This window comes from Peribacillus sp. FSL K6-1552, from assembly GCF_038005205.1.
Lineage (GTDB): Bacteria > Bacillota > Bacilli > Bacillales > DSM-1321 > Peribacillus > Peribacillus butanolivorans.
In genome coordinates this window covers 3,715,426-3,740,915 of record NZ_JBBOST010000001.1, presented here as the reverse complement: position 1 = coordinate 3,740,915, position 25,490 = coordinate 3,715,426, and the positions used below count along the sequence as shown (strand labels likewise).

Genomic DNA, 25,490 nt, shown 5'->3' with positions numbered 1-25,490 from the left:
AAATTTTTGTATAATATGGTAAAGTGTAGATGGAAGGGGCAGTGAATATGAAAAAGGGTACTAATGTGATAGAAAAAGAATTTCAAGAATATGTGAAGAAAATTTCAGCCTATAATGAAGCCCTCGCATTAATTAATTGGGATTTACGTACAGGTGCACCCAAAAAGGGAGTAGAGCAGCGTTCTGAAGTTATTGGGGTACTTTCCTCTGAAGTTTTCAATATGATCACAAGTAAAGAGATGGAGTGCTTCATCGACGACCTTACAACAGAGGAAGCTTCTCTTAGTGAAACGACGAATAAAATGGTACAAGAATGTAAAAAAGAGTTTGAAAGGAATAAGAAAATCCCAGCAGACGAATTTAAAGAATTCGTTATTTTACAATCCCGATCTGAAAGCGCATGGGAAGAGGCAAGAGAAAAGGCGGATTTTTCGTTATTTCAACCTTATCTGGAACAAATTGTTGCCTATACTCGTAAATTCGTTGAATATTGGGGTTATGAGGGTCAGAAATATAATACCCTATTAGATATGTATGAACCAGGTATGACCGTTGACATTCTTGATAAGGTATTTAGTCAACTGCGAGCAAGTATAGTTCCTCTAGTAAAACAAATAGCGGAGAGTAAACATCAACCTGAAACTGCTTTCCTTTATAAAGAATTCCCTAAAGAACAACAGCATCAACTCAATCTTCGAGTTTTAAAACAGCTTGGATACGATTTCAAGGCTGGAAGGTTGGATGAAACAGTCCACCCTTTTGCGACTGGAATCAACAGAGGTGATGTAAGGGTGACGACCCGCTATGATGAATATGATTTTAGAGGGGCGATTTTTGGTACGATTCATGAATGTGGACACGCTATTTATGAGCAGAATATCGCTGAAGAGTTAACGGGGACACTGCTAGATGATGGTACGTCAATGGGAATCCACGAATCACAATCATTGTTTTTCGAAAATTTTATTGGACGAAACTATAGTTTCTGGAAAAATAAATACCCTCTTTTAAAAGAGTATGCACCAGATCAATTTGCTGATGTGAAACTTGATGACTTTTACCGTGGCATTAACGAATCAAGACCGTCCTTCATCCGTATTGAAGCTGATGAACTGACATATCCTTTACATATTATGATTCGTTATGAACTGGAGAAAGCACTTTTTAATGGAGAGCTTGAAGTGAAGGATTTACCGGAGGTTTGGAATAAAAAATACAAGGAATACTTAGGGATTGTACCTGAAGATGATGCCATGGGCGTTCTACAAGATGTACACTGGTCAGACGGCAGCTTTGGTTACTTCCCATCCTATGCATTAGGGTATATGTATGCGGCCCAAATCAAGCAGGCTATGCTTAAAGATTTGCCTGACTTTGATGCTTTGTTGGCATCAGGTGATATTGCTCCAATTAGAACATGGCTTAATGAAAAGATACATAAATACGGAAAAACTAAAAAGCCGCTTGAGATTTTGAAAGAAACAACAGGGGAAGGCTTAAACGTGCAGTATTTAATAGATTATCTTGAAAGTAAGTATAAGGAAGTTTATAAAATTAAATAAAATCTTCAAATAAAAAAACCTTGGCAAATCTGCCAAGGTTTTTTTTATTGTGTAGGATCACCATAATTTAAATCCTTTTGATCCCGGTGGTGCATTTTGGAGAATATCAATAAACGGAATTGTATACGCAAAGAGAATAAGTGCTGCAGTTATTCCAAGCCATAATTTCCAATTTTCAAAAACGAGTGGCGTTTTTTCGGCTTTATCAGTAACTTCACCAACAGGGAACTCTTCGTTGCCTTTTGGAGCAAAGAAGGCTAACTGTATAAAAATAATGATATATAAAATAATCCCGATAAAGAGTATGGTTCCACCTACAGCTTGGGCGATTTGATAAGGAATCCAATCAAGTGCTTGTGTGGAATCTCCATAAGTGGAGTACGAAGAGCGGCGAGGTGCTCCCAGCAATCCAGCGATATGCATGGCCCCAGACATAAAGGACATCCCAATTGCCCAAAAGACCCCTTGAATAATCGCTAATTTATTTAATTTTTTTGTTAAGGTGCGTCCAGTTAAATGGGGAACGAGCCAATATGAAATCCCAAAGAAAGTTAAGATTACGGAAGTCGCCAACGTTAAATGAAAATGTCCTGTAACCCAAATAGTATTATGGACAACCTGGTTTAATTGGTTTGAGGCATTGACTAATCCTCCGGCACCTGCTGGTATGAAAGCCGCCATTCCAATAAAAGGAACGGTAAAACGCGCATCTCCCCAAGGTAGCATCTTAAACCAACCGAATATCCCTTGGGCACCCTGAGAACGTCCGTATTGTTCAAAAGATCCGAATAAAGAAAAGGCAGTCATTAAAGATGGAACAACGACTAAGAAGGTTAAAATCACTTGTAAAAACTTCCAGACAGGATCGATTCCGGGTTCAAGCAATTGGTGATGAAGTCCAACAGGTATAGAGAAAAGCAGGAAAAGAATAAAAGACATTCGAGCCAATGAATCTGAAAAAATTTTCCCGCCAATGACTTTAGGAATCACTACATACCAGCACATATAAGCTGGTAGCAACCAAAAATATACGAGCGGATGCCCGAAATACCAAAATAAAGTTCGGCTTGCTAAAACGTTAATAGAATCCACCCAGCCTAATGACCATGGGAGAATTTGAAATAACACGGTAGCTGCCACTCCGATAGTAGCAACAATCCAAAGTAGAGTATTTACAACAGCCATAAAACTTAATAAGGGGCTTGCTTGGCCGCGATTGTTTTTCTTCCACTTGCGGTATGCCGCTATAAGGGCTCCACCACTAATCCAGCTGCCAACGATCACAAGTGTTAAGCCACCATAGAAAATAGGATGCGCTTGAAGAGGTGCATAAAAAGTATAAAGGACAGATGCTTCATTTAATAAAACCATAACAGCGGCAATAACAGTTCCGAGTGTCATTGTCCAAAAACCAATCCAGCCTGCAATTCTGGAAGGGGTGGACAATGGACCGATTGTTTTACTAACTGCTGATAGCTGAAATCCTATGATAAAGAAAGTTGTTAGCACCAGAGCAAGTAAAACTCCGTGAACCGTAAGTAATTGATAATACGTTATACTGGCAGGTAATTCCATTCTGCCTGAGCGAACCAAAGTTTGAAGTAATCCTGCAAATCCTCCAAGTGCTAAAGCAATAATGGCTACATAGAAATGAGCCATGGATAGTTTTGCATCCAGTGGGTGAACTTTTTCATTTTCAGCCGTTTTTTTCATTTTGAAACCACCTCGATACGGGAGCTCATCATGTGGTGACCAACCCCGCAATATTCATTGCAAATAATCAAATTTTCTCCTTCATTATTAAATCTAGTGGTATATTCACTGACGAATCCAGGTTCAAGCATCATATTAACGTTAGTCCCAGCTATCTCAAAGCCATGGATAACATCTTTTGATGTTGCGATAACCTTGACAGTTGAACCTTTAGGGATCTCCACTTTTGCAGGACTATACGAAAAGGCAGAAGCTACAAACACTAATTCATAGTCCCAATCTTTTCCTGTGACTTCATGTAAGCCAGGGGCATTAAATGGAGCAGTGACCTCCACTTTTTCAGGATCAATTGTAACTAAACAGCTGGGAGGTTGATTCCCTAGATAGAAAGCACTAACCCCAAGCACTGTCAAGAATACTAGCAGGGCTACTGTACCGAAAATCAACCAAACCTTTTCAAACTTGTGCATGTGCATTATTTCTCCTCCTCAATTAACCTAAACGATTTACAAAAATAAAATAGATACTGACCCATACAATAATTAGAATAATTCCTAGTATTAAAACAGAAGCAAGTGTACCTTTTAAATTAGAAGTCTCTTTTATTTGTGATTTGTTCTTAAGTTTAGGTGCGGCCATCGTTTTCACTCCTTTCTAATTCCCAAAAAGACATGAGTACATGTTCATCATACAAAAGTAATGGTAAATTAGAATCCACTTTTTCTCTGTTCACAAATTGTTCAATCGTTACTTTTATAAGTTCGATATAGTGTAAAGTTGAGGTAAGTATAAAAATTTGCTTTTGATGTGTATCAAGTTGTGAAAAAAATGTGAAGATTATATAGTCTGGATTTTTTCACACATAGATGGTAGGAAAAAATCCTATGAAACGATCAGTCAATTTCTAAATTTTCTAAAAATACGAATGATCATTTATTATTTAAAGTGAAAGTTCGGTTTTTGTTAAAAATACCTTTTCAAATAGAGAAAGCGTTGTTATAATTCATATATTACAAAAATATAAAGTTTCACTCGTATAATAGCAGGGATATGGCCTGCAAGTTTCTACCGAATTACCGTAAATAATTCGACTATGGGTGAGTAATAGATCTTGTCGCACAATGAAAGGGTTTTGTTGAGTCCTTTTTCATTTATGCCCGAGAAATATTGCCTCACTCTAAAAAAAGTGCTGCAATGTTTCTTGGGCTTTTTGTTTGTCTGGAAACATCTGCATGACTATGGGTTAAATAAACATCCAAGATTGGGAGGAACCTTCATGCAACTTTTAAAGGAAAAAATCTTGTCCGAGGGTCAAGCTTTATCAGAAGATATTTTAAAAGTAGATTCATTCTTAAACCACCAAATGGATCCTATCCTGATGAAAGAAATCGGTAAGGAATTTGTGAAACGTTTTGAACATAAGGAAATAACAAAAGTACTGACGATTGAATCTTCAGGGATTGGACCTGGACTGATGGCGGCCTTAGAATTGGAAGTTCCGCTAATTTTTGCACGTAAACGTAAATCACTGACTTTGACCGAAGGTTTAGTGACAGCATCTGTTCATTCCTTTACTAAACAAGAAACGAATACAATCACGGTGTCCAATAAATATATTGAAGCTGGTGATAAGGTATTGATCATCGATGATTTTCTTGCAGTTGGTCAAGCAGCCCGAGGTTTGGTGGATATTTGTGACCAAGTTGGAGCAGAAGTGACTGGTATTGGGATTGTAATTGAGAAAGCTTTCCAAAGTGGTGGAAAGGATCTTAGAGAACAAGGCTTCCAAGTGGAATCTCTAGCTCGAATCGCAAAGTTGAAATTCGGCGAGATAACATTCGCTGAGGAACAGGAAGGGGCAACTGTAAATGTCTAAACAATCACCAATAAAAGTTGCTTCCTTAGGATTACAACATGTACTTGCGATGTATGCAGGTGCGATTGTTGTTCCCCTGATAGTCGGTGGGGCGTTGGGTTTAACGGCAGCGCAGTTAACTTATTTAGTATCGATTGATATTTTAATGTGCGGAATTGCAACGCTTTTACAAGTGTGGAAAAATAAATTCTTTGGAATTGGGCTGCCAGTCGTTCTTGGCTGCACATTCACAGCAGTTAGCCCAATGATTGCGGTTGGTACCCAATATGGAGTCACTACCATTTATGGAGCCATTTTGGTCTCAGGATTGATTGTGGTTATAATAAGTAAGTTTTTTGGTAAATTGGCAAGGTTTTTCCCTCCTGTTGTTACAGGATCAGTAGTTATGATTATTGGAATCACTCTCATTCCAGTTGCGATTAACAATCTGGGGGGCGGCCAAGGTGCTGCTGATTTCGGTGCCTTGAATAATGTGGGTCTTGGTTTTGGAACATTGCTATTTATCATTTTCATGTATAAATTCTCAACGGGATTTGTTCGTTCTATTTCTATTTTATTAGGTTTACTAGTCGGAACATTTGTAGCTTTCTTCCTGGGTAAAGTGGATTTCAGCTCAGTAGCAAGTGCTACTTGGTTGCATTTACCTCATTTTTTCTACTTCGGTACTCCGACATTTAACATCACGGCGATTATTACAATGACATTGGTGGCGATAGTTAGTTTAGTGGAATCAACGGGGGTTTATTATGCTTTGGGGGAGATTACAGATAAAGAGATTTCGGAAGATGATCTAGCACGTGGGTATCGTTCTGAGGGGATTGCTATCATGCTAGGCGGTTTGTTTAATGCATTTCCTTATACCGCTTTTTCACAAAATGTAGGTCTGATTCAATTGTCCGGTATTAAGACAAGAAATGTCATTTATACAGCTGCAGGTATGCTTATTTTGATCGGATTTGTTCCTAAAATAGGTGCGTTCACGACCATTATTCCTTCATCCGTTTTAGGCGGAGCGATGGTAGCCATGTTCGGAATGGTTATAGCGGCGGGAATTAAAATGTTAAGTAAAGTGGACTTTGCCTCTCAAGAAAATTTATTGATTATCGCATGTTCAGTGGGTATGGGTCTTGGGGTAACGGTTGTTCCTGAACTATTTGCTCAAATTCCAGAAAGTATCCAAATTTTAACAGATAACGGAATTGTGGCCGGAAGTTTGACTGCTATTTTCTTGAATATTGTTTTCAACATCGTCCCTACAAACGGGAAAGTGAAGGAAGCACATATTGAAGGACGGAAAGTAGCCTAAATAGTTTTGAAAAAGCTGATAGATTTATACCTTAGAGTAAACTGCCTCAAACGCACAGATATTTTTGCGTTTGAGGCAGTATTTTTTTATTCTGATTGGTTAGTAAAACATTACCGGATTGAAAGAAAGCCCTCCAGAGAATTCTAATTATAATGAAAAAAAGATTTAACAGATAAAAGGAAACTCTCTTCACTTTTTGAATATATTGATAGTATCTATACAAGAAAGTAAGTGATAGAGATGGAAAAAAAATATTGTATTCATTGTCGAACTATATTAAATCAGGAATTTAGATGCCGTGTGTGCGGAAAAGAGGAATTTCAAAATATCATTATACAAGTACAAAACCAATCCTCAATAAAGAAGGAAGAATGAAGGCCCCCCTTACCGCTTGTGAAGGTAAGGGGGGTTTTATGATTTAAAAACTACATTTCAATCATCAAGATAATATGAATCTTATGGGTCCCATTCAGTATAATCGGGAAAATGATTACTTGATTAAAGCCGTATATTTGACCGACAAAAACGGTTGGAGGGGTAATATCCATAATGGTCTCATCCAATGTTAAGGATGTTGCTATATTAACAGCTAGCATATTGCCAAGCTCAGCGCAAATGAGTCAAGCATTTCTCCTTCTAGAGGGATACCAAACATGGCTCGACTATTTTACTCATGCATCCACGAGTTCCTCAATGAAAAATCTTTCTCGGAACTCAACTGTCATGCCAATTAGCACGCTGATGGATTCCTGTTTGAAGGCTGATTAGAAAAAAGAGAAGGCTTTTGAATATCTTATCAAATATATAGGTTTTTTTACCTACTTTATAAAATGAAAAAACAAAATATTAATAAAAAACATATATATATCACTATTTATCGTTAAAGCATTAAATGGGTTTTTGTGGGTATATTAACCATATCATGTATATTTAGGGGTGGGTTCATGCCATATTTATTATCCGCATCTCATATAAAACTTCCTTATTTACTTTCACAGGAAAAGATCATGGAATTTTCCAGGGAAATCTTTGGTTCCTCTTTTAAGAATATTGAACGATTATTGCGGGCATTTAAAAATGGCCAAGTCGAAAATCGTTATTTTTCAAATGATCTTGAATGGTTCAAAGAGGAACATACGTTTGCGGAAAAGAATGATATATATATTCAACAAGCAGTCGAGTTCGGTAAAGAAGCAATTGAAAAATGTTTAGCTAACACTGAATTTTTAATAGATAAACTGCAGCCAAGTGAGCTTGATGCCTTCTTTTATATATCAAGTACAGGGATGGCTACTCCTACCATTGATGCAAGAATAATGAATGAACTTCCTTTTAACCCACATACAAAAAGAATTCCCATATGGGGGCTAGGGTGTGCGGGGGGAGCGAGTGGGCTATCGCGTGCTTTTGAATATTGTAAAGCATATCCGAAAGCAAAGGTCATAGTATTAAGTGTGGAATTGTGTAGCTTAACCTTTCAAAGAAACGATATTTCCAAGAGCAATTTAATTGGAACATCCTTATTTTCTGATGGAATTAGCTGCGTTTTAATTTGTGGTGATGAAGTGTCAGCTGAAAAGTTCTCGAAAAAAGATCAGCATTTAAAATTTTTAGATTCACAATCAACGCTTATGCCAAATTCGTTGGATGTAATGGGGTGGGAAGTTAAAGATCAAGGGTTGTACGTGGTTTTTTCAAAAGATATTCCAACCATTATCAAAGATTGGCTTAAACCTAACGTGGAAGCTTTTTTAGTGGAGAATGGATTGATGCTGGGGGATGTGAAAGATTTTATAGCGCATCCAGGCGGAAAAAAAGTAATCGATGCCTATCACGAAGCTCTGGGATTTAATGAAAGCATGACAGCAGAGTCAATGGGTATATTGAGGGAGTTCGGAAATATGTCTTCGGCTACGATTTTGTATGTACTAGAAAGATTCATGATTCGTGGCGGGAATATAGGTGAATATGGCTTGGCAGCTGCATTGGGGCCAGGGTTTTCTTCAGAACTAGTGTTAATGAGGTGGAAATGATGATTTTTACCATTTTTATTGCGCTGATTGCTATTCAGCGTCTTGTTGAATTATATATTGCAAAACAAAACGAAAAGCAGTTGAAAATGGAGGGGGCTGTTGAGTTCGGTGAGTCCCATTATCGGTGGATGGTTCTGATGCACCTGAGTTTTTTTATTGTACTCACTATCGAGGTAATGGTCTATGAAAGGAAAATTGCTACGCTTTGGCCGATCTGGCTGACTCTTTTTCTCATTGCTCAGTCAGGCAGGGTTTGGGTTATCAGTTCACTAGGAAAACATTGGAATACAAAAATCATTGTGGTGCCAAATGCCGAAGTTGTAGTTAAAGGCCCTTATAAATACTTCAAACATCCTAACTATCTCATTGTAGCAACGGAGATTATCGTCATTTCCTTATTATTCAATGCTTATTATACAGCTATTATTTTTAGTTTGTTGAACGCTTGGATGATGGCGGTGAGAATCCCCTTGGAAGAGAAGGCTTTAAAAACACACACAGAATATTCTACAGTTTTTAAGCAAAAATAATAAAAGTTTCATTTTTCTTATTGAAAATGATTATCGTTCGTGATAAGATTCTAATTGAAGATGAAAATTATTCTCATTCACTTACTGATAAATATTTTTGAAACTTAAAAGCTACCCAATATAAAAGAGGATGGTGTTCGTAATGGTCTGGTTATTCATTTTATTGACAATCGCTACATATAGTTTTGTGATGAAACATGTATTAAGTAATATTCAAAAACCGGCAAAGGCAGTAAAAGCTTATACGGAGTCAACAATTGAAAACCGAGCTACATATAACCCATCTCCTACAACCAGGTAAATTACCTGGTTTTTTTATGCAATCAGAAAGTAATTACGAAGATGTAAACAAACAAAGTGGAACCCACCAATCGGTGGATTTTTTTGTTTTCTGAACACGTTTTGTAAGAATTCATATAGTAAAACTAAAAGCTTTCGGTATGAATAACAATCGAAATCGTTTACAATAAGATTATTAAAATGACGATAGATTAAGGGGTATGGATTCATGATTCAAGAAACGTTAAAGCAACAGTCTAAATTGGGGATTTTGACTGCCATGTATGAGAAATTTCAATCAGCAGGAGATACAAGCAATGCTGATAAACTGAAACAGCTAATCATGAAAGTAAAAAATGAGGAATTTATCATTGCTTTTTGCGGGCATTTTTCAGCGGGGAAATCAAGCATGATCAACTTCTTCCTAGATGATCAAGTATTGCCTTCAAGTCCGATTCCAACGAGTGCCAATACGGTTAAGGTTCAAAAAGGGGAGGACTATGCCAAAGTCTTTTATCATCATCAGGCACCGGTCGTATTTCCCGCACCTTATGATTTTAAAGAGGTAAAGAAATTTGCTAAAGATGGTGATTCAGTATCGGCAATAACAATAAGCTCCAATCAGTTTTCACTGCCAGAGTCATGTGCAATCATGGATACGCCAGGGATTGATTCGACAGATGATGCACATAGAGTTTCTACTGAATCGGCCTTGCATCTTGCTGATGTAGTCTTCTATGTTATGGATTATAATCATGTTCAATCAGAAGTGAACTTTCTTTTTACTAAAGAATTGTTAGAAGCGGAAAAACCAACATATTTAATTATCAATATGATTGATAAACATGATGAAAATGAGCTCAGCTTCCAAGATTTTAAATTATCTGTTTCTGAAGCATTTGCAAACTGGAATGTATACCCTGATGGAATATTTTATACATCAGTCAGAGACTTGAACAATAGCGAGAATGAAATCGAAACCGTTCGTCAATTTATATATGAAATGGCAGAGAAAGGTCAAAATGATGGGAAAGATGCCATAATGCAATCGGCAAAGGCCCTAATCGAAAGACACCTTATTTGGCTGAAGGAACAGTATGAAGAGGATCATGCCAGTGAATTTGAAGTTTTATCAGAACTTCCATATGAAGAGCGAATCGACCTAACAAATAAAGTGGACAGCCTTATAAAGGGAAAAAAATCATTAACAGAACGTTTAGAGAATGTGAAAGTGCAATTTGCCAAAGATTTAGAAACCATTTTGAAAAGTGCTTACATCATGCCGGCGGCTACACGGGACCTAGGTAAATCATTCTTGGAATCAGCACAGCCCGATTTTAAAATGGGGCTATTATTTGCCAAGAAAAAAACGGAGGCCGAGCGCGAGGAGCGTCTTAACGTATTCTTGGCAGATTTACAAGAGAAGGTCAAAACCCAGCTTGAATGGCATCTTAAAGAGTTAGCGGTTAAAACCCTTACTGAAGCTGAAGTCCATGACCCAACGCTTGAAAGTAAGGCTCAGGCCCTGCACATCGAGGTGACAGAAGCTTACATAAAAAATTCTTTAAAGCCCCAAGTCAATATTACAGGTGAATACGTTTTAAACTATACAAATGATTTGGCCTCTGCTATCAAAAAAAAGGCACGTGATGAAGCTGAAGAATTTTTGCACAGCATGATTGCTGTCATGCAGGGTATAGTGGAGCAACAGACGATATCCATCGATAATGAACTTGAAGGTTTTGCTGAATTTGCGGAAGCCCTCAAAGTTACCGCAGCGATGAATGCAGAAATCGAGTCCCAAACAGAACAATTAGATGGTATTGCTAATCAAACGGTATCGCTAATGGATGAGCGTTATGTCGAGACACTTTTGACTGAATGGGATGAAGAAGAAAAAAATATTACAGTCAAAATTATGAACACGAATGATGACAATAGGGCTAAGCAGGCTAACGAACTACATGCGGCGGATCTTGAAATCGAAACTAAGGTAGCAGAATCAACTGTAGGCGTTCCATTATCTAATACGATAGATTTACGTGGGAAGGAAAAGTTAATGGAGACTGCATCAAATTTACAGCAGGCAGCCAAACTAATTCAACCTTTGAAAGGTTTTCAATCACTTTATAAAGAATTAACAGATAAGGCAAACCGACTAGAAAAGCAGACTTTCACAGTTGCGCTATTCGGTGCATTTAGTGCAGGCAAATCTTCATTTGCAAATGCGTTAATGGGAGAAAGCGTTCTTCCTGTTTCGCCAAATCCTACTACTGCTGCCATTAACAAAATCATGTCATCTGACGCTGAGCATCCACATGGTACGGCAACAGTTAAATTAAAAACCGAAGCTATGCTGCTAGAAGATGTAACCTTAGCTTTAGTTGCTTTTGGTAAGACAGCAAAATCACTCGATGAGGCTCACCATCTTGCCGGACAGATCATTGAAACAGCAGGGGAAGTGGATAAAGGGAAAACGCATCTATCTTTCCTAAGGGCTTTTTATCAAGGATTGCCTCCTCACAAAAGTGATTTAGGAAAGGTCATCACAGTGGACCTTGAAGGGTTTAAACGTTTTGCTGCCGAAGAGTCCAAATCGTGTCTCGTTGATTTGATTGAATTGCGTTATGACTGTGAAATGACAAAGCAGGGAATGGTACTTGTTGACACTCCTGGAGCGGATTCAATAAATGCTCGGCATACTGGTGCTGCTTTCGAATATATTAAGAATTCTGATGCCATTCTTTTTGTGACCTATTATAATCACCCATTCTCTCGGGCAGATCGGGAGTTCCTAATCCAACTTGGGAGAGTGAAAGATTCCTTTGCTATGGATAAGATGTTCTTTATTGTCAATGCGGTCGATCTTGCTCAAACTACTGATGAACTGGACGAAGTTATGGATTATGTGAAAGATCAATTAAATGGATTCGGAATCCGTTTTCCAAAGCTGTTCCCGCTTACAAGTAAGGGAGCATTGATAGAAAAACAAATTCCAGGTTCATTTATGCACTCTTTCCTTCCTAATAGTGGAATTTCGGAATTCCAATTACAATTTGATTCTTTCATCGAGAACGACTTAACAGGACTGGCAATTGAATCAGCGCAAGCTGCTGTAAAAAGAACAGAAGAACTGCTTCGAGATGTTATTACAGCGTCCAAGCAGGATGAAAAAGCGAAACAAAAAGCGCTCGAGACTCTCGCTCTTGAGGCGCAGTCTATTTCTGGTCTTCTGGAAGTCATTAAAGGGGAAGCCGAAAAACAACGTTTGAAAAAAGAGATTGATGAATTGACTTTCTATAGTAAACAACGCGTATTTTTCCGGTTTAATGATTTCTTCAAGGAATCTTTCAATCCGGCTGTCATTAAAGACGATGGGCAGGATTTGAAGCTGGTCCTTAAACAAGCATTAAAGAATTTATTAGAAGCACTAGGCTTTGACCTTGCACAGGAAATGCGTGCTACGGCGTTAAGGACTGAAATGTTCGTCAATAAATTATTGAATGAGAAACAAGTCGGATTGCTTCAGCAGATACAGAAAGTAAGAAAAACTCTTTCGTTACAGCCATATGAACCAAATGAGAGGGATTCCCTTGAATTTTCGGGTGCTTTTGTCCAATTAGACACGAGTGAATTCAAAAAAGAATTGGCGCTGTTTAAAAATCCAAAGGCTTTCTTTGAAAAAAATGAGAAAGTGAAAATGAGCGAGGGACTTCAGCAGCGTTTGGATGAACCTGCCCTTATATATGTAAAAGAGCAAGGTGGGAGAATATTCGAAATGTATACGGAAATTCTTGATCAAGAGTTACTTTCCATTCAAAATGAATATAAAACGGAAATATCGGATATTTTCGCAGGCTTACGTGCAGCCTTAGAAGAAAAGGTTGATTTACCGTATTATGAAAAGGCTGTAATTGAATTGGAAAAAATGCATTTGTAATAGAAACGAGGTTCGTTTATGAAAGAAAACCTTATTTCAATTTTGAGAAACCTAGAAAAGAAAAAGAATATCACAATATTAATGGCTGCTGTAACTGGCAGCCATTCTTTTGGTTTATCATCAGCCAATTCAGATATTGATGTCCGGTTTATATATGTTCATAATGATAGGCGGTCTTATCTCTCACTTAGTCAACCCGACGAAGTGATTCAATTGAATGAAGGCTTTTGTGATGTGGAAGGCTGGGATCTATTTAAAACATCACGGCTGACGTTAAAGAGCAATCCCGCACTATTTGAATTATTTCAGTCGCCCATCCAACTGATTGCTCAACCGGATTATTATCGGGTGATGAAGGGGTTAATCGAAGTATGCTATTCCAAAAAGGCTTTAGGACATCATTACTACCGGATGATGACAGGCAATCTTCAGCAATTGACAAAAACAAGTAGTTCCGAAAAAAGAGTGCTGAAAACATGGGTACAAGTTTATCGTTCCTATTTAGTACTGCAATATTTAATCCTGTTTAGAGCTCTTCCACCTTTATGCGTTTGGGAATTACTCGATTCTGTATTAATTGATAAGGAAATGAAAAGCAGAATGACGCGAATATTTACAGCAAAACAAAAAGAAGAATTTTCAAAACATGAAAGTATAAAAAGTCTTGAGTTTTTGGAAGGGAAATTACCTTCCATAAAGAATGAAATAACTAAGCTTCCTATAGGGAAGCACATGGAAGAGGATCTTAATCAATTAATTTGGTCCATTTTGAAATAGGGAGATGTGTAGATGGGTTATATAATGGAAAAAGAAGAGCTGTTGTCGCTGTTGAATTCTAGAGATATTAGAATCTGTGACTGTCGTTTTCAGCTAGGAGCCCCTGATATGGGTTATATTGAATATGAGAAAGAACATATTACGGGTGCTGTCTATTTTGATCTTGAAAAAGACTTATCCGGACGGGTTGAAAAACATGGTGGTAGACATCCTCTTCCTGACCTTAATGCATTAAAAGAGAGGCTTGAATCAAATGGTATTACCAATGATACGGTACTTATTGCTTATGACGGGGGAGAAGGTTCCTTTGCTTCTAGGTTTGTCTGGCTGCTGAGCTATCTTGGTCATCAGAAAGTGTTTGTACTTAACGGCGGCTTTAGGGCATGGAAGGATGCGGGCTATCCGCTCGAAACGAATCAGTCGAAATATGCTTCAACGGATTATAATATAGATTTAAATGAATCTGTTTTGGCTTCTTATCAAAAAGTGAAGGAATATACAGTAAAAAGGCCTAATGATGTTGTTTTAATTGATTCAAGGGAGTCTAAACGGTACCAAGGGATTGAAGAGCCGATTGATAAAAAAGCGGGACATATACCTGGGGCAGTCAACAAGGTATGGACAAAGGTTCTTGAAAATGGATATTATAAAAAATCGGAAGAATTACAGTTAAATTTCACAGACATCAGCCGAGATAAGGAGATTATCGTTTACTGTGGATCAGGTGTGACGGCTTCTCCCAATTATATAGCCTTAAAAGAAGCTGGTTTTAAAGATGTGAAGGTATATGTCGGTAGTTTTAGTGACTGGATTTCCTATTCTGATAATCCTATTGAATGATTAGGTTTTCCAATTAACGATCCTCAAAAAGGTGGACAGCTATGTTAAAATAGATATACATCATGATAGAGGTGATAAATGTGTTAATGAAAGAAAACGAACAGCATCCTTCCTTTATGCTTGTCGACGGGATGGCGCTTTTATTTAGAGCTTTTTATGCAACAGCCGTTACAGGTCAATTTATGATTAACTCAAAAGGTATTCCAACAAATGCCGTACAGGGTTTCTTAAAGCATATGCTGACAGCGGTGAATCATTTTTCTCCTAGTCATGTAGCAGTATGTTGGGATATGGGAAGCAAAACTTTCCGCAATGAACTATTTGATGGATACAAGGCTAATCGTTCAGAAGCACCAGTTGAAATGATTCCTCAATTCGATTTAGCGAAAAAAGCTGTTGAAGCCTTTGATATCCCGAACATTGGGCTTTCCGGATACGAAGCTGATGATTGTATTGGGACAATAGCAAAAGCATCTGCTGAACATAGTCGAGTAGGCATATTGACAGGAGATCAAGATATGCTTCAGTTAATTGAAGAAAACATTTCTGTACTTTTATTGAGAAAAGGGTATGGTAATTATGAAGTGCATAATCCCGATAGCTTTTTTGAATGGAAAGGGATTACACCAAGACAAATGATTGATTTAAAGGCTTTAATGGGAGATACAGCTGATAACTACCCCGGCGTCAAAGGAATTGGGGAAAAGACAGCTTTGAAATTGTTGATTCAGTATCAAAATATAGAAGGTATTCTTGAAAATGTTGCTTCATTAACCAAGGGGCAGCGATCTAAGATTGAATCGGCTGTCGATATGCTTCACCTATCGAGAAAACTTGCCGAAATCAAGTGTGACGTACCTGTTTCATGCTCCTTAGATGAAGCGGTGTATCAGTATGACCGTGAAAAAGTGAAAAATCTGGCTAGAGACCATGAATTTAGGACTTTACTGCGAATGCTGTAAAATAAATGAAGCGGGGTTCCCTTAGGAGCCCCGTTTATTTTTATAGGAAGTATTTTGTCGAAAAATGGATAGGCAAAATCTTATATTTACGGTAAGATGAAATTAAGGCAAGTATTATGGAGTGGATGCAGAAGTGGGGCAATCAACTGAAGAGTATGTGAGTTTTTTAGAAGGAAAGGGATTCACTTTTGGGAATGATGCTATTGGTTTTATTTATTTTGGCAAACGCTATACAAACGCCAGTGATAATATAGTCAATGTAGCAATCGAATTGACATTGAAAGTTCAAAAGAATTTTGATGGTAGCTTTTATATTTCCTTTTTAGAAAACCTAAAACAAAATGGCATTGAAACTCGCAGTGCAGCGGTATCATTTGCAAAAAAGCAGGGACTGCTAAAATAAATCGGACTTCGTAATTTAGAAGTCCGATTTATTTTTATTTAATCTTTTAAGAAAAATCTTGAGTTGCTATCGATTTCTTTTTCTTCGATGGCAACTCAGCGAGAATCATGCCAAGGAAAATGAATACGCAGCCGATGATTGAAGCAGAAGTCAATTTTTCCCCAATCAATATGAATGAGGAAAACGCCGCAAAAACCGGTTCCATTGAAAAGATTAATGCGACCCTTGTAGGTGTGGTATAAGCCTGGAAGAAGGTTTGTGCGAAAAAGGCAAATGCCGTTGCAAGAGCAGCCGTGACCAATAAGGCGGTCCAGACCTCTGGCTGTAACATGACTTCCGACTTAAAGATTATAGAATAATCTTCATTAAATAATATGGCTGAACCTAAGGATAAAAAAGAAACCGTGAAAATTTGAATCAGAGTTAACGGTAAGGCAGGAAGGGTTTTAGCATACCTAGCAGTCGTAATAATCTGCATGGCAAAACTGATCGCACATAAAAATACTAGAAAATCACCAACATTCAAGTTCGAGCGGTCGGCGAAAGTCATTAAATAAAGCCCAATCGTTGCGGCAACGACACCCATTACTGTATTACGTGATAGCCTCAGTTTTAATAGTAACAAAGAAAAAACTGGTACCATGACAACACTTAAGCCTGTTATGAAGCCAGTTTTGGCAGGAGTAGTATAATTCAAGCCTATTGTTTGAAAGCCATAACCCAAGAAAAGCCATACCCCGATATGAAGTCCTGCAATTAACAATTTCTTGTTCCAGGTTTTTCCCCTTTTATGTAAAGTTAATAAGTAAGGTATAAACAAGAAAACAAAGGCCATAAAAAACCGGATAGCATTAAATGTGAAAGGTTCAAGAAAAGAAAGGGCATTCTGCACCATAACAAATGTGACACCCCAAATGAATACAACAAACAATAATGAAACATCAGCTGTCTTTTTCATTATTTTCCTCAACTTTGTTTAAACGAATGGCCCGTCGTGCTAGTTCATCCGCTCTCTTATTTTCGAGATTTGGAATCCATTTCACAAAAAATAACTCAAGCTGGTCTGATAACTTAAGTGCTTGATCAAGCAGGATGGCGTATTTTTTTTTAGCAAACCTTTTTTCAATGGCCTGGTTGATGGCCTGGGAATCGGTCCGAAAAGAAACGACTTGATAATGACTGGATATACATATCTCCAATGCCTTGATTAAAGCATGGTATTCCGCCTCATGATTTTCCATATTTCCAAGTGGGATGGAATGACGCTCGACTACACCGTTATTATTAATGAAAATTCCTGCGCCGCTCGGCCCCGGATTGCCCGCACTGGCTCCATCAATATACACTTCAATCATGATGTTCCTCCTCGAGTTTACACTGTTCATATGCTATGATTAGTAGTTGCTTCATATAATAATTAAAGACTGAAAGATGTGAATCATGAAATTAAAAAGATTCTAATTCAACAAGAGAATTTCAGGCTGTTATGGGAACTATAAAGAAATAATTAAAAGAATATTTGATTGTTTAAATTATATTATAAATGGTATTACGAAAAATAGGTATGAAAATTGACAAACTTTATCATGGAATAGATGACAAGGAGCTGAAAATCATTGAAGGTAATTATGCAATGGACATATCATGCTTCAAAAAAACCAACTGCCGATTTTGTTTCCGATTGGTTGGATGCTGGTACTGCCTTAGTCATTACAGAAGATCTCGAAAAGGCGGGACGTTTGAAGGAAGTGGAATTCAAGGATGAATTCGATACAATTTGGACAAAAAAAGAGTTAAAGAAACTCTTAACAGAGGTAGAGGAGGAACCTCAGGATGTGACGGTTTTTTTTGATGGTGGTTTTCAAAAAGAGCAAAGAGTAGCCGGAATTGGTGCAGCTATATATTATCGACAAGGGAAAAAACACTGGCGTATACGGACTAACCTAAGGCTTGAGCAATTTGAATCCAATAATGAAGCAGAGTATGCTGCCTTTTATGAAGCAGTGAGGCAGATGGAGGAACTTGGAGTCCACCACCAAAGCTGTTTATTTAAAGGTGATTCTCTTGTTGTATTAAACCAACTTTCTGGAGAATGGCCCTGTATGGAGGAAAACTTAAATAAATGGCTGGACCGTATAGAAGCGAAGTTAGAAAAATTAAAGATTATCCCGGTCTATAAGCCAATTTCACGGAAAGAGAACCAGGAAGCCGATCGTCTGGCAACACTTGCTCTTCAGGGAGAAGTCATATTTAGCAAATCGGAAATTGCTGAGTTAAAGGAGTAGTAACAAAAATGAACAGGAAAAAAATATATGAAGAAGTAGAAGATGTAATTTCCTCATTTTGCCATGAATGTTTTTTACAAAAGCATTTTCGAAAAGAATATGGTCGTTCATATGCTCACCAATTCTGCATTTCTCAGTGTACAGTTGGTGAGAAATTAAAACAGCTCGGCAATGAACTTAACGACCGTTCTTAGGCAAAGAAAATAGCTTTCATTTTCACACAAAACCAATGAATAATATGGTATTTAGGTAAAAAATAGAGAAAAGTGTGAGAGAAATGAAATATAGAAAAGGGAAGCTAAATAATGAGATTTCCCCTCTTACAATTCCTGAAATTGATTTCATAATGGAAGAAATAAATAAAGGGAAAGAAAGCGAATCAGTTAAACAACATGTACAACCCAACGTAAGAATTCATGAAAAAATTAACGGCGCTTCTGAGCAAATTAAAAATTTATTTGAAGACATCCGTAAAGAAGAAAAAATTCAGCTTGAAACTGTTGAAGGAATTAAAGCTGAAATTGTACCTATCATCGAGGAGGCTGCAAAGAACCCTGATATTTATTACCTGTTCGAAGAGATGCAGGAAAAAAATGAATATACGTATAAGCATAATATTGGTGTAGGAATCATTGCCACTTATTTGGGAACAAAGCTTGGTTTATCGAAGGAAAGTCTTTCAGATCTGACATTGGCAGCTATTCTGCATGACGTAGGTAAAACGAGGATTCCTGAGAGATTATTAGAAAAACCGGGGAAACTGACTGCGACAGAGTATGATGAAATAAAACGCCATACAATTTATGGATACGAGCTCCTTAAAAGTATCCCGGGCATTCCACCCTCGATTGCTTTAACGGCTCTTCAGCACCATGAAAGGGAAGATGGGCAAGGTTATCCCCATAAATTGAAAGGAAGTAATATTTACTATCTTTTGAAGATCGTGGCAATAGCTGATGTATTTCATGCTATGTCATCAGATCGTGTTTATCATCAGGCTATGCCATTTTATAAGGTGATTGAGCAAATGAACCGCGATGTTTTTGGGAAAATCAATCCGAAAATGTTGCTAGTATTCATTAACCAATTGATGGGTACCTTAGTTGGGAAAGAAGTCATGCTTACTAATCAACAAATCGGAACAATTATCATGATAAATCCTTACGAGCCTCTTAAAGTTTTAATGAAAACTAATTCAGGTATCTTAGATTTAAGGTTAGAAAAAGAATTGCAGATTGAACGGATTATAGGTAAATGAGGAAAGAGCCCGATTATTATAAATCGGGCTCTTTCTCACTATGCTTTACCGAATCGAAATAGGCTTTGAGCATTGCTTTATTTTCGCTGAAGTCAGCAATAGTATATTGGTCAAGGACCTTTAGAAAAGCATCTAAGGCATTATTAAGTACGAATTTTAATGAACAAACGGGAGAAATCACACAGTTATCGTGATCTTTAAAACATTCCACTAAATAAAAATCCTCTTCAGTTTTCCGAACTAATTCCCCTACATTTATTTCAGCAGGAGGTTTTGCGAGCCGGAAACCGCCATTTCGTCCGCGTATTGTCTCAATATAACCTAATTTACCGAGATTATAAACAATCTTCATGAGATGATTTTTTGATAGTTGATAAACCTCAGAAATCTCTTTAATATTTGACAATTTGCTTTGATCTTGGGAAGCCAGGTAAATCAACACTCTTAGTGAGTAATCGGAATAACTCGTTAACCTCATGTTTATCGCCTCACATTCTATCCCTATTTGACTATATCATAAATGTGAACATTTTTTAAACATTAATACTAATAGTATAAAAAGATGTATTTTATATATTGCTTTTCAAGTCATTAAGTTCTAAGATAAACATGTATTTAAAATACTTGTTTAAGAAGAGGGGTTTACACATGCTATCCCAAAAAACTATCGACATCATCAAATCCACTGTACCTGTTTTAGAAGTACATGGTACAACTATTACAACTGTATTTTATGAAAATCTTTTCGAAGCGCATCCTGAACTATTGAATGTTTTCAATCACGCCAATCAGAAAAAAGGACGCCAACAAAATGCACTTGCTAACACCGTATTAGCCGCAGCTAAATATATAGATCAACTTGAAACGATTTTACCAGCTGTGAAACAAATAGCACAAAAACATAGAAGTCTGGCTGTTAAACCGGAACATTACCCTATTGTAGGAGAATTCTTATTAGGAGCAATTAAAGAAGTATTAAAAGATGCGGCTACCGAGGAAATCATCCATGCGTGGGGAGAAGCATATGGAGTCATTGCCGGTGTATTTATTAGCATAGAAAAGGAAATGTACGATCAAGCTTCCAATCAGGACGGAGGATGGTCTGATTTCAAACCATTCACTGTAGTGGAAAAAGTACAGGAAAGCGATGTAATTACATCCTTTTATTTAAAGCCAGCAAATGGTGATGCGGTTCCATCATTTTTACCTGGACAATATGTGACCATACGTATGGAGATACAGGGTGAACGTTACTTATTCAACCGTCAGTATAGTTTATCAGCTTCACCTGGAAAAGATTACTTCCGGATTTCTGTCAAAAAAGAAAAGCCGGGAATCTCTCCAGATGGTAGAGTCTCAAACTATCTGCATGAAGTTATTCAGGTGGGAGACATGATAGACGTAACCGCTCCTGCTGGAGATTTCACTATCAACATGGAAAAACAAACACCTCTAGTATTTCTTAGCGGCGGCGTTGGAATAACTCCTTTCATGAGCATGGTACATGCGGTTGCTGATCAAAAGCCCGAACGTGATGTACAATTCATTCATGCCTCTGAAAATGGTGCATTGCAGCCGTTTAGAAGTGAGTTGACAGAACTTTCTCGAAAATTGACTAATTATCAATTATCCTTTGTTTATAAAAATCCGAGCGAAGAAGATAAGAACTTACCGAATTTTGAGAAGCAAGGTTATATGGATGCGGAACTATTAAGCAGACATGTAAAACCTGAAGCAGATTATTATGTATGTGGTCCGGTCCCGTTTATGAAAGCTATTATTACTTGTCTGAAAGAGCTTGGGATAGATCCAGAAAAAATCCACTATGAATTCTTCGGCCCAGCGATAGCGCTTTAAGATTTAATAAAGGTTTTTGAATGGTGTTGACATCAAGAAGATAATTTTGCATACTATATTAAAACCATGAACGTTGAAGGAAGATTAGTATGCGAAAATTTACTGTGACAGAGAGCGGTGTTAATTGCTGGAAGACCCGCGACAGAAAAGCGCAGAACCTGCTTCTTGAGTCCTATGCGAAACATAGGCGCAAATCCTGGCGTTATCAGGCAAAGTGGGATGCATAAATTTGCATTCAATGAAGGTGGTACCACGGAGAGAAGCCCTTTTCGTCCTTGTTTCGAGGACGAAAAGGGCTTTTTTTCATGTCTAAGATATTAATTGGAGGAAAAAATCGATGGAAAAGAAGCGCATCGTTGTAAAGATAGGAAGTAGTTCTTTAACCAACACACAAGGTGAAATCGACCAAAAGAAATTTTCCGATCATATCCAGGCAGTGGCAGCATTAAGAAAGGCTGGACATGAAGTTGTTCTTGTTTCATCAGGGGCTGTAGCAACCGGTTTTCGCAAGCTCGGATACCCTTCAAGACCTGTTACTCTAAAAGGAAAACAGGCAGCTGCAGCCGTCGGGCAAAGCCTGTTGATCCAGTCTTATATGGAACAATTGGGGCACTTTGGAATTGTTCCAGCACAAATTTTACTTACAAGAAAAGATTTCTCAAAAAAAGATCGGTATAAAAATGCCTATGCCACATTAATGGAATTGCTTGAGCGGGGCATTCTCCCGATAATAAATGAAAACGACACCGTATCGGTAGAAGAGTTGACTTTCGGTGATAATGATATGCTATCTGCTCTTGTAAGCGGGCTTGTCCATGCCAACAACCTGATTATTTTAACTGATATTAATGGGCTCTATGATTCCAATCCCCAAACAAATCCAGAGGCTAACAGATTTGATAAGCTTTCCGAAGTTACCGAAGAGTTATTACAAATGGCTGAAGGAGCGGGTTCAAGTGTTGGTACGGGAGGAATGAAATCCAAGCTGATTGCAGCGCAAACAGCACTGTCTCTTGGAGTCAAAGTATTTATCGGTTCAGGAGAGGGCAGTGAAAAACTTCTTACAATACTTTCAGGAAATGGTGATGGCACGTATATTGGCAATGATGTCTTAACAACTGTTACAAAAAACAAACAGTGGATTTCCCTTCATTCAAAAGTATCTGGGAAAATCTATGTCGATGCAGGTGCAGAAAAGGCACTAGTTTCAAATGGCAGCAGTCTATTACCGGCTGGGATTTATGATATTAAAGGAGTTTTCAATAAGGGAGATGTCGTCGAGGTCTTCGGGGCAAATGGATTATTAGGACGTGGAGAGGTTCTATATTCCGAAGCGGAGTTAAAACAGGCGATGGGCAAACGAACGACGGAGCTTGTACTAACTTCCATTGAAGTAATCCATCGTGATAAATGGGTGAAGGCATAGTGGTATATCAATTTTATCGAAGGTAAAGGGGGCTTATAAAATGAGTGAAGTGATTGCGAAAGGAAAGGCAGCGAAAATAGCAAGTTATCAGCTAATCGGACTGTCTACCGAACAGAAAAATGAGGCGCTTGAGAAAATCGCCATGCAACTAGTTATTGATAGAGAAAGTTTGTTAATAGAAAACCAAAAGGATCTCGAACAAGGCCGGCTAAAAGGTTTTAGTGAGTCTACGTTAGACCGAATTATGTTAAACCCTAAACGTATTGATGACATTGCCGCGGCGATACGGCTATTGATTGAATTAAAAGATCCAATAGGTGAAAAATTGGAAATGATAGAAAAAGAAAACGGTTTATTAATTAAAAAATTACGTGTCCCAATCGGTGTTATTGGAATGATCTATGAAGCAAGACCGAATGTGACTATTGATGCAGCTACATTATCTTTAAAAACAGGGAATGCGGTCATATTACGGGGAAGCTCTTCAGCAAAGTATTCCAATATGGCGCTTGTCTCTTCTATTCACAAAGCATTGAAGAATACGAAAATTCCTGTAGATGCTGTTCAATTAATTGAAGATACAAGTCGTGAAACAGCTAAGGAACTTTTTCACCTTAAAGATTATTTAGATGTTTTGATTCCGCGCGGTGGAAAGAATTTAATTGAAACAGTAATTAGGGAGTCCACCGTCCCCGTCCTTGAAACGGGGGCAGGTAATTGTCATATCTTCATCGATGAGACGGCAGATTTAACCATGGTAGAGAATATTGTCTTAAACGGTAAAACACAGCGTCCTTCCGTTTGTAACGCAATTGAAAGCCTGCTTATTCATGAAAAATGGTTCGAAGAGAATGGGAAGAGTCTTTTGGGAGTCCTGAACGAAAAGGGCATTGAAATATACGGTGATGAAGCGGTTTGTAACGCTTTTCCTGAAGCGAAAACTGCCACGGAAGAAGATTGGTCAACAGAGTATTTAGCATTGAAAATCAGCGTGAAAACCGTCAGTAGTGTATCAGATGCTATTGAACATATTAATCGATATGGAACAAATCATTCCGAAGCAATCCTGACTAAAGATGAACAAAATGCGGCGGTCTTCTTGAATAAAGTAGATGCAGCAGCAGTTTATCATAATGCTTCCACACGTTTTACTGACGGATTTGAATTCGGTTATGGCGCTGAAATAGGCATTTCTACACAAAAGCTTCATGCGCGTGGACCAATGGGCTTGCCGGCATTAACTTCAAGCAAATATTTTATTTATGGCGAGGGACAAATCCGGGAGTAATTCCATTTTTTAATAGATGGTTATCAAAACTCACTAAAGGGTATTGTATAGTACATTACTTTTAAAGGAGAAGATACCATGGACAATAGATTTATAGCAATATATGATAATGAAAATGAAGCAACCTTAGCAGTTGAAAATTTAAAGAAAAAAGGATATTCATCCGATCAAATATCAGTAGTCGCTAAAAATATTGATAAATTACCAAATGAAGCCGAGGAAGTGAGTCCTACAAAGACTGATGGATTCGTAGCCGGTGCAGCAGCAGGTGGGGCTCTTGGTTTAACTGGTTTAGTTATTGGGATGAGTGCATTGGCTGTACCTGGAATCGGCCCGATATTAGCTGCAGGCCCTATTATCACCACATTTGGAGGAGCGGCAGCTGGGGCAGCATCAGGTGCCGGAGGATTGAAGAAGCCATTATTGGATATTGGTCTAGATGAAGCAGAAATCGATCAGTATGTGGAGGAAATCAAGGTTGGGAAAATTCTCGTCATAGCAGATCCTATTTTAAGTAAGTCGTAAGTAAAACCTCCTTGAATTGAACAGATCTACGATGATGGACAACTGAGTTCCCTGGTCTCAAATGCTCAATATGAAACAGGTAGTGTTTATTGAATAACCCCGTTCAGGATTTCTTGAACGGGGTTATTGTGTTTAATTTTATTGTCAGTAACTATAAAATCAAAAGGAATTCCACATTTGTATGAAGAATATAAGGAATATTGTCCTATTAGTGTGAAAGGAATGAAAATTTCGGAAAATAAAAAAGGTATTAAATGAAATGTCCTTACCAGGTAATTGGTTATATGAAGAGAAGGGGGATCACCCATTTTTAGTTCAGTTTTTGATTTCATTGAATCACCAAATAATGAAAACTTTAAGAAATTAAGGTGGAAATTTTACTCATAATGATTTTACGCTTATAAGAAGTTAATGTTAAAAGCGTATTCTAGTGATGAAAAGCAGGGGACAAAGAAAAAGGTTAGTGGCGTAATGTAAGTAAAGAGACTTTAAAAAGTTTTAATGAGATGCTTTGAAGGTGACACCGATCCCCCTTTAAGAAGGTGAATAACATATTTGATGATAATCAAAACCAATCTTAATACTAGGGTTTAGAATTAAAAGTGAAAAGGCTGTGTATTGAAAAAACCC

General features: G+C 37.7%; 26 protein-coding genes, 1 riboswitch and 1 other annotated feature. Of the genes, 19 read left to right on the top strand and 7 right to left on the bottom strand.

All coding sequences use genetic code 11. The features are described 5' to 3' along the window. The first annotated feature begins 47 nt into the window (after window positions 1-47). Window positions 48-1,562 carry a carboxypeptidase M32 gene (locus NST21_RS17880; protein WP_340890505.1) on the top strand — a complete coding sequence of 505 codons (1,515 nt, stop codon included), beginning with the start codon at window positions 48-50 and terminating at the stop codon, window positions 1,560-1,562. 57 nt (window positions 1,563-1,619) lie between these two features. Here the strand turns inward: NST21_RS17880 and NST21_RS17875 are convergent, their stop codons facing one another. Genes NST21_RS17875 through NST21_RS17865 form a run of 3 tightly spaced genes read right to left on the bottom strand, consistent with a single transcriptional unit; the run spans window position 1,620 to window position 3,914 of the window. Beyond that, on the bottom strand, window positions 1,620-3,275 hold the full coding sequence (locus NST21_RS17875) for a b(o/a)3-type cytochrome-c oxidase subunit 1 (protein ID WP_340890503.1): 1,656 nt from the start codon (window positions 3,273-3,275) through the stop codon (window positions 1,620-1,622). Beyond that, the gene (locus NST21_RS17870) at window positions 3,272-3,751 is read right to left on the bottom strand and encodes a cytochrome c oxidase subunit II (RefSeq protein ID WP_056524952.1); all 480 of its coding nucleotides are present in this window, start codon (window positions 3,749-3,751) and stop codon (window positions 3,272-3,274) included. Before NST21_RS17870 ends, NST21_RS17875 begins: the two co-directional genes overlap by 4 nt. 16 nt (window positions 3,752-3,767) lie before the next feature. Beyond that, window positions 3,768-3,914, bottom strand: a complete 147-nt coding sequence (locus NST21_RS17865; RefSeq protein ID WP_056524949.1) for a hypothetical protein — start codon at window positions 3,912-3,914, stop codon at window positions 3,768-3,770. A gap of 373 nt (window positions 3,915-4,287) precedes the next feature. After that, window positions 4,288-4,389: riboswitch (purine riboswitch) on the top strand. A gap of 162 nt (window positions 4,390-4,551) precedes the next feature. Between NST21_RS17865 and NST21_RS17860 the strand changes: the two genes are divergently transcribed. Both NST21_RS17860 and NST21_RS17855 read left to right on the top strand, forming a co-directional pair. Next, a complete protein-coding gene (locus NST21_RS17860) occupies window positions 4,552-5,151 on the top strand; it encodes a xanthine phosphoribosyltransferase (RefSeq protein ID WP_340890502.1) in 600 nt (199 codons plus the stop codon). Then, entirely contained in the window at window positions 5,144-6,457 is a 1,314-nt protein-coding gene (locus tag NST21_RS17855) for a nucleobase:cation symporter-2 family protein (RefSeq protein ID WP_056524943.1), read from the top strand. The genes NST21_RS17860 and NST21_RS17855 overlap by 8 nt, the downstream gene beginning before the upstream one ends. Before the next feature lie 425 nt (window positions 6,458-6,882). Here the strand turns inward: NST21_RS17855 and NST21_RS17850 are convergent, their stop codons facing one another. Beyond that, on the bottom strand, window positions 6,883-7,053 hold the full coding sequence (locus NST21_RS17850) for a hypothetical protein (protein ID WP_157443919.1): 171 nt from the start codon (window positions 7,051-7,053) through the stop codon (window positions 6,883-6,885). Here NST21_RS17850 and NST21_RS17845 point away from each other — a divergent pair. From NST21_RS17845 to NST21_RS17805, 9 genes are all read left to right on the top strand, one after another. Further along, window positions 7,007-7,225 carry a hypothetical protein gene (locus NST21_RS17845; RefSeq protein ID WP_340890497.1) on the top strand — a complete coding sequence of 73 codons (219 nt, stop codon included), beginning with the start codon at window positions 7,007-7,009 and terminating at the stop codon, window positions 7,223-7,225. The genes NST21_RS17850 and NST21_RS17845 overlap by 47 nt on opposite strands. A 176-nt stretch (window positions 7,226-7,401) precedes the next feature. Continuing rightward, window positions 7,402-8,490: a type III polyketide synthase gene (locus tag NST21_RS17840; RefSeq protein ID WP_340890496.1), complete on the top strand. Its 1,089-nt coding sequence runs from the start codon at window positions 7,402-7,404 to the stop codon at window positions 8,488-8,490. Then, window positions 8,490-9,020: an isoprenylcysteine carboxyl methyltransferase family protein gene (locus tag NST21_RS17835; protein WP_098176868.1), complete on the top strand. Its 531-nt coding sequence runs from the start codon at window positions 8,490-8,492 to the stop codon at window positions 9,018-9,020. The genes NST21_RS17840 and NST21_RS17835 overlap by 1 nt, the downstream gene beginning before the upstream one ends. Window positions 9,021-9,162: 142 nt before the next feature. Then, on the top strand, window positions 9,163-9,321 hold the full coding sequence (locus NST21_RS17830) for a hypothetical protein (RefSeq protein WP_157443918.1): 159 nt from the start codon (window positions 9,163-9,165) through the stop codon (window positions 9,319-9,321). Window positions 9,322-9,528: 207 nt separating this feature from the next. Further along, the gene (locus NST21_RS17825; RefSeq protein ID WP_340890494.1) at window positions 9,529-13,239 is read left to right on the top strand and encodes a dynamin family protein; all 3,711 of its coding nucleotides are present in this window, start codon (window positions 9,529-9,531) and stop codon (window positions 13,237-13,239) included. Window positions 13,240-13,257: 18 nt separating this feature from the next. After that, entirely contained in the window at window positions 13,258-14,016 is a 759-nt protein-coding gene (locus NST21_RS17820) for a DNA polymerase beta superfamily protein (RefSeq protein ID WP_340890493.1), read from the top strand. Between the two features lie 12 nt (window positions 14,017-14,028). Next, a complete protein-coding gene (locus tag NST21_RS17815) occupies window positions 14,029-14,856 on the top strand; it encodes a sulfurtransferase (RefSeq protein WP_340890492.1) in 828 nt (275 codons plus the stop codon). An 86-nt stretch (window positions 14,857-14,942) separates the two neighbouring features. Beyond that, entirely contained in the window at window positions 14,943-15,818 is an 876-nt protein-coding gene (locus NST21_RS17810; protein WP_053346718.1) for a 5'-3' exonuclease, read from the top strand. 121 nt (window positions 15,819-15,939) lie between these two features. Then, complete coding sequence (locus NST21_RS17805) at window positions 15,940-16,221, top strand: DUF6123 family protein (protein ID WP_340890489.1); 282 nt, start codon at window positions 15,940-15,942, stop codon at window positions 16,219-16,221. 46 nt (window positions 16,222-16,267) lie between these two features. Here NST21_RS17805 and NST21_RS17800 read toward each other — a convergent pair whose 3' ends face one another. Both NST21_RS17800 and NST21_RS17795 read right to left on the bottom strand, forming a co-directional pair. Continuing rightward, window positions 16,268-17,179, bottom strand: a complete 912-nt coding sequence (locus NST21_RS17800; RefSeq protein WP_340890488.1) for a DMT family transporter — start codon at window positions 17,177-17,179, stop codon at window positions 16,268-16,270. After that, window positions 17,163-17,576, bottom strand: a complete 414-nt coding sequence (locus NST21_RS17795; protein WP_056524925.1) for a reverse transcriptase-like protein — start codon at window positions 17,574-17,576, stop codon at window positions 17,163-17,165. The genes NST21_RS17800 and NST21_RS17795 overlap by 17 nt, the downstream gene beginning before the upstream one ends. Before the next feature lie 261 nt (window positions 17,577-17,837). Here NST21_RS17795 and NST21_RS17790 point away from each other — a divergent pair, with 261 nt between their 5' ends. The 3 genes from NST21_RS17790 (at window position 17,838) to NST21_RS17780 (ending at window position 19,764) form a co-directional block, all read left to right on the top strand. Then, on the top strand, window positions 17,838-18,506 hold the full coding sequence (locus NST21_RS17790; RefSeq protein WP_340890487.1) for a reverse transcriptase-like protein: 669 nt from the start codon (window positions 17,838-17,840) through the stop codon (window positions 18,504-18,506). Window positions 18,507-18,514: 8 nt separating this feature from the next. Continuing rightward, window positions 18,515-18,700, top strand: a complete 186-nt coding sequence (locus NST21_RS17785; RefSeq protein ID WP_201185582.1) for a zinc-finger domain-containing protein — start codon at window positions 18,515-18,517, stop codon at window positions 18,698-18,700. A gap of 83 nt (window positions 18,701-18,783) precedes the next feature. Next, window positions 18,784-19,764, top strand: a complete 981-nt coding sequence (locus tag NST21_RS17780; RefSeq protein ID WP_340890486.1) for an HD-GYP domain-containing protein — start codon at window positions 18,784-18,786, stop codon at window positions 19,762-19,764. A 16-nt stretch (window positions 19,765-19,780) separates the two neighbouring features. Here the strand turns inward: NST21_RS17780 and NST21_RS17775 are convergent, their stop codons facing one another. Further along, entirely contained in the window at window positions 19,781-20,242 is a 462-nt protein-coding gene (locus tag NST21_RS17775; RefSeq protein ID WP_053346712.1) for an RrF2 family transcriptional regulator, read from the bottom strand. Window positions 20,243-20,412: 170 nt separating this feature from the next. Between NST21_RS17775 and hmpA the strand changes: the two genes are divergently transcribed. From hmpA to NST21_RS17755, 4 genes are all read left to right on the top strand, one after another. After that, complete coding sequence (hmpA, locus tag NST21_RS17770) at window positions 20,413-21,621, top strand: NO-inducible flavohemoprotein (protein ID WP_309557855.1); 1,209 nt, start codon at window positions 20,413-20,415, stop codon at window positions 21,619-21,621. A 64-nt stretch (window positions 21,622-21,685) separates the two neighbouring features. Then, window positions 21,686-21,901 (top strand) — a binding site (T-box leader). Window positions 21,902-21,958: 57 nt separating this feature from the next. Beyond that, on the top strand, window positions 21,959-23,047 hold the full coding sequence (gene proB / locus NST21_RS17765) for a glutamate 5-kinase (RefSeq protein ID WP_201185579.1): 1,089 nt from the start codon (window positions 21,959-21,961) through the stop codon (window positions 23,045-23,047). Between the two features lie 40 nt (window positions 23,048-23,087). After that, window positions 23,088-24,335 (top strand): glutamate-5-semialdehyde dehydrogenase, encoded by a 1,248-nt coding sequence (locus NST21_RS17760; protein WP_340890485.1) that lies wholly within the window; start codon window positions 23,088-23,090, stop codon window positions 24,333-24,335. Between the two features lie 78 nt (window positions 24,336-24,413). After that, on the top strand, window positions 24,414-24,860 hold the full coding sequence (locus NST21_RS17755) for a general stress protein (RefSeq protein WP_340890484.1): 447 nt from the start codon (window positions 24,414-24,416) through the stop codon (window positions 24,858-24,860). Window positions 24,861-25,490: the final 630 nt, after the last annotated feature.